At 58.2% G+C, this 4,134-nt stretch carries 4 protein-coding genes and 2 pseudogenes; 3 read left to right on the top strand and 3 right to left on the bottom strand.

Annotated elements, in window-relative coordinates:
• Positions 1-610 precede the first annotated feature (610 nt).
• Positions 611-873: pseudogene (locus BF95_RS31275) on the top strand (DDE-type integrase/transposase/recombinase); the annotation flags it as partial.
• Here BF95_RS31275 and BF95_RS31280 read toward each other — a convergent pair.
• Entirely contained in the window at positions 815-1,213 is a 399-nt protein-coding gene (locus BF95_RS31280; protein ID WP_443018431.1) for an IS1096 element passenger TnpR family protein, read from the bottom strand. The pseudogene BF95_RS31275 and the gene BF95_RS31280 sit on opposite strands and share 59 nt — an antisense overlap.
• Here BF95_RS31280 and BF95_RS24485 point away from each other — a divergent pair.
• Positions 1,100-2,238 (top strand): IS3 family transposase gene (locus BF95_RS24485; protein ID WP_152542662.1). Its coding sequence is split into 2 segments (ribosomal slippage): positions 1,100-1,367 and positions 1,367-2,238, totalling 1,140 coding nucleotides; the frame shifts between segments, so codons are not numbered across the junction. The genes BF95_RS31280 and BF95_RS24485 overlap by 114 nt on opposite strands.
• Before the next feature lie 117 nt (positions 2,239-2,355).
• On the opposite strand, the gene BF95_RS28525 is transcribed toward BF95_RS24485, so the two are convergent.
• Together BF95_RS28525 and BF95_RS31285 are read right to left on the bottom strand one after the other, a co-directional pair.
• Positions 2,356-2,958: a hypothetical protein gene (locus tag BF95_RS28525; protein WP_235209990.1), complete on the bottom strand. Its 603-nt coding sequence runs from the start codon at positions 2,956-2,958 to the stop codon at positions 2,356-2,358.
• A gap of 19 nt (positions 2,959-2,977) precedes the next feature.
• A pseudogene (locus tag BF95_RS31285) lies at positions 2,978-3,757 on the bottom strand (transposase); the annotation flags it as partial.
• 52 nt (positions 3,758-3,809) lie between these two features.
• Here BF95_RS31285 and BF95_RS24495 point away from each other — a divergent pair.
• Positions 3,810-4,094 carry a hypothetical protein gene (locus tag BF95_RS24495; protein WP_043155121.1) on the top strand — a complete coding sequence of 95 codons (285 nt, stop codon included), beginning with the start codon at positions 3,810-3,812 and terminating at the stop codon, positions 4,092-4,094.
• Positions 4,095-4,134 lie beyond the last annotated feature (40 nt).

Consider the following 4,134-nt stretch of genomic DNA (forward strand, 5'->3'; position numbering starts at 1 on the left):
CCCGCCCATCGACGCTGGTGATGGCGCAGGTCAAATCCAGTATCAGGCTTTCTTACGGATAGAACAGGTTTCTGAATGGGCGAGGAGGGGATAGATTAGATCAACCTCGCGTTTTTACTCTTGCACGCATTGCAGACTGGATGGTTTTTGACGCCATACAATACTCTGTCCACCTGGAAGCAATTTCGGGCAAAGACCAAAGGGCGATGTGCTGGATCGATACCAACAGATTTGCCCTCCCTTCGGCCCTAAGCGTCCCGATTGCGGCTTTGATAGTTCCAGAAACTGCGTGAATCAAAATCATCATAAACTGCTTTTCAAGCAGCACGTCCGCGCTCGGCTCGCGCGAGTGAGAGCGAGCCTAGTAGCAACGAGGCGTCCAACATCTGGTTCGGGGAAGCGCAGTTATGTCTTTTGATCGCGTCTAAAATTTTTGTATAAATTTCTAAGTGTAAACTGACGCAGCTTATCGAGCATTTCCTTCTTCTCCCCTAGCTAAGCCTAGAAGAAGCAAGTTAACAAAAGATACTGGTCCCATTGTTGAAGCCATCGAATGGCTCTGGTAAAGCAAATGCACCAGCTGTTAGGGGGATGGCGATAGGGCGGATCTATGCCCCGCACTCGCACGCCCGCCGGCCCCTTCCGCTATTTCAACTCATCACCGGAGGTATCCTGCTGGTGGTGCTGATGTATGTCCGCTACCCGCTCAGCCGGCGGAACGTAGAAGATCTGCTCTTCGAGCGCGACATCGATATCTGCCATATGAAAGGCTTTTGCCACTGGTGCTGGCACCTTGATGAGATGTACGTCAAGATCAGCGGCGAGATGGTTTACCTCTGGCGCGCCGTTGACCACGAGGGCGAGATACTCGAGAGCTATCACCTACGTCGAACTGGAACAGATGGTAGTTCTCGAACAGCACCGCAGCTTGGATCGCTAGGTGCACCGCCTTTAGGCTGTTTGTTAGAGGCAGTTCTACCCTGCGCCACACAGCAGGATCGCTATCAATAAGGGAGAGGTGGCCTGGGAAATCTGGACATTGAGATGAGTGGATTTTCTGCCTGACGGCGGCCAGGATGGCCGCGTGACAGGAGTAGAAATGAGCAAACGACCACGCCGGAATCACAGCCCGGCTTTCAAGGCGAAGGTAGCATTGGCTGCCGTGAAGGGGGAGAAGACGCTGGCCGAGTTGGCGCAGCAGTTTGACGTGCACCCAAACCAGATCACGACGTGGCGTAGCCAGTTGCTGGAGGGCGCGGCCGGGGTATTTGATTCGGACAATGAGTCGGCAACGGCCGAGCCGGCGATTGACGTGAAGACGCTGCACGCCAAGATCGGCGAGTTGACGCTGGCGAACGATTTTTTGGCCGGCGCGCTCGGGAAGGCCGGTCTGTTGCCGAGCGCAAAGCGATGATCGATCGTTCGCACAGTTTGCCGTTGGCGCGGCAGGCGCGGGAACTGGGGATCAGCCGGGGCAGCGTCTATTACCTGCCCAGACCGGTTTCGGAGGCTGATCTGGCGATCATGCGGCGCATCGACGAGTTGCACCTGGAATTTCCGTTCGCAGGCAGTCGCATGCTGCGCGATCTACTGCGGCAGGAAGGCATGAAGATCGGCCGCCAGCATGTAGCTACGCTGATGAAGAAGATGGCGATCGAGGCGATTTACCGCCGCCCGAACACTTCAAAGCCGACGCCGGGGCACAAGGTATATCCCTATTTGCTGCGCAAGCTGGCGATCGTACGGCCCAATCAGGTATGGGCGACCGACATCAGTTACATTCCGATGGCGAAGGGGTTCGTCTATCTCGTGGCTATCGTCGACTGGTTCAGCCGCAAGGTCCTGGCCTGGCGGGTGTCGATCACGATGGAAGCCGACTTCTGTGTCGAGGCACTGGAGGAAGCTCTGGCGCGCTTCGGCAAACCGGAGATCTTGAACACCGATCAGGGCAGCCAATTTACGAGCATGGCCTTCACCAGCGTGTTGCTCCGCGAAGAAATCGCCATCAGCATGGACGGTCGGGGCGCATGGCGCGACAATGTGATGGTCGAGCGCCTGTGGCGCTCGGTGAAATACGAAGAGGTTTATCTGCACGCCTACGGCGGGGTCAGCGAAGCCCGATCATCGATCGGTCGGTATCTGAGCTTCTACAATAGTAGGAGGCCGCATTCGAGCCTTGCTGCCAAGACGCCGGACCAGACCTATTTTGACAACCTGCCCATGTTGATGGCAGCTTGAATTTGGCCGCCGATATGGGGCGTCACTCTGGTCGGCTACGCCCTCCCGACATGACGCCCCATATCGGCAGTTCGATGAAACCGGCAGACGATCCACTTAACCGTTGCAGATCCCTGTTCAAATCAACCCGGCCACCTCTATATAGTGCGGTTCTCGGTGCGGCGGGGATTGTTGATTAATGTCGCCGACCCAGAGCTGGAGGCGGACGGCGCCGATGGCGTCACTGAAGGTCAGGCTGGTTTTTCGATACCAGGCGGCGGAATAAGGGTTGCTTTTATTGGTTAGCAGATCGCCGGCCCATAGCGATATAAGAGAGTAGGGACCCAGCAGCGCTGGAGTCGTTCGCGCTATGGCTTTGTCGGTCCACTGGCGCTGTGTCTCGACACCCAGGTGAGCGCGGGTTTCGGCAAATGTGACCTCAATCTGCCACCGCCGGACGTAGAGGGCGATGATGTCGGCGGGCTCGAGGGTGATGTCGGTACTGAAGAAGGCTTGCGGCTCGCGCTTTCCGTCAGGGTCGCGAACCAAGACCCAGCGGGCCGGCAAGACCGGGGTGCCGGGCCTGTACCATAATGCGATGTCGGATGTGATCTCGAGCGTCTTGCCGTTGAGATGGCCATACCAGGCAGAGACGAGAATGCTGGTCCAGCGTGTCGCCGGATTGGCGAGCAGGGTCTTGAGTTTTGGTAATGCTCGCCCTTTCTGTGCGGGGCGCCCCATCCGTGCGTGCCGTTCGCCCCGCAGGCTGTGCAAACAAGTTGGCATCGAGCCGCAGTCGGCTGATGAGTGTGGCCCGGCGAACAATTGCATGTGCCAGTTCGTGGACAGCAAAGCTGCTGTCGCCAATGAAGATGATCCGCCGACCCGGCAGCCAGCGAGACAGCTGCAGCGCGCCCTGCCGGGCCCAGTCCGTCAGCAATTTATGACGGCAGCCGCGTTGACGGTTCGATCGTTCCGAAGGAGCGAGCAACGTCAAGACTGGCAGCGCCTTGATCAGGCGGGTCCATGACACCGGGGTGAGCACCATGAAGCTGAGCCACCGCAGTCCGCTGGCTTTGACGAAATGGCCGTGACTGGAGCGGACCGGGTCGCGGTAGATACCCCGTGCGGTGATCTGGCGCCCCCATCGCCGCTCAATGGTGTCGTCCATACCGATGACAACAGGGCCCTCTGGCACGAGCCGTTCGACCACGATGCTGAGCAGTCGCCTGGCAACGGCACGGGAGCTCCMGCGGGCACGGTTGAGGATCTGGTGATAGGTTGCAAAGTTGGMAGCATSGGCTCGGCCGGTCACACGCAGGCAAGACGTAACGGTCCGTTTCCCCGTGGCCAGCAGGCCGCCCATCACAAGAACAAGTACATGCTCCCAGCTGGGAGCCGTAAAACAGCGACGCCATGCCTGCAGCCATTGGCGCAGTATCTGGGGGACGGGATCGCCGATAACGGCCTTGTTCTGGTCCAACATTCCATGCTTGAAAATCCCGACTGAAGCACGTTGCAACGCTTGGGCTGTTGCCATGCGGCGAGGTGACTCGAATATGCTGTGAACCGACGGCAGCTATAGATGCACCATGAAAGACGAGGAAATCATTCTGCGCATCGAGACGTTCGACGCGGCCAACGGCGGCGGCGTCGGATGGTACGAGGACAAAGGCGCTTACCATCTCTATCTGCTGGAAACCGACGCGCCGATCGCCCGCCTCAAGCCTGTCGGCACGCGCGACGAAGTCAGGCTCGGCTACTGGTCACACCGGCGAAAATGGGAAGATATTGACGATATGGGCGGATGCGTCTTGCCACTCGATCAGGCCCTCGACCATATCGCTGAAAACAGCATCTTCTGGACTTGGACCTGACCGAAAACGTACAAAGTCGAGCTGAGGTTGACGGCTACCC

Source organism: Sphingobium sp. Ant17 (assembly GCF_000588875.1).
GTDB lineage: Bacteria > Pseudomonadota > Alphaproteobacteria > Sphingomonadales > Sphingomonadaceae > Sphingobium.

Excerpts from the sequence above, each read along its gene's own strand:
- BF95_RS28525 (WP_235209990.1), bottom strand. The coding sequence starts at position 2,958 with ATGGGGCGCCCCGCACAGAAAGGGCGAGCATTACCAAAACTCAAGACC.
- BF95_RS24495 (WP_043155121.1), top strand. The coding sequence starts at position 3,810 with ATGAAAGACGAGGAAATCATTCTGCGCATCGAGACGTTCGACGCGGCC.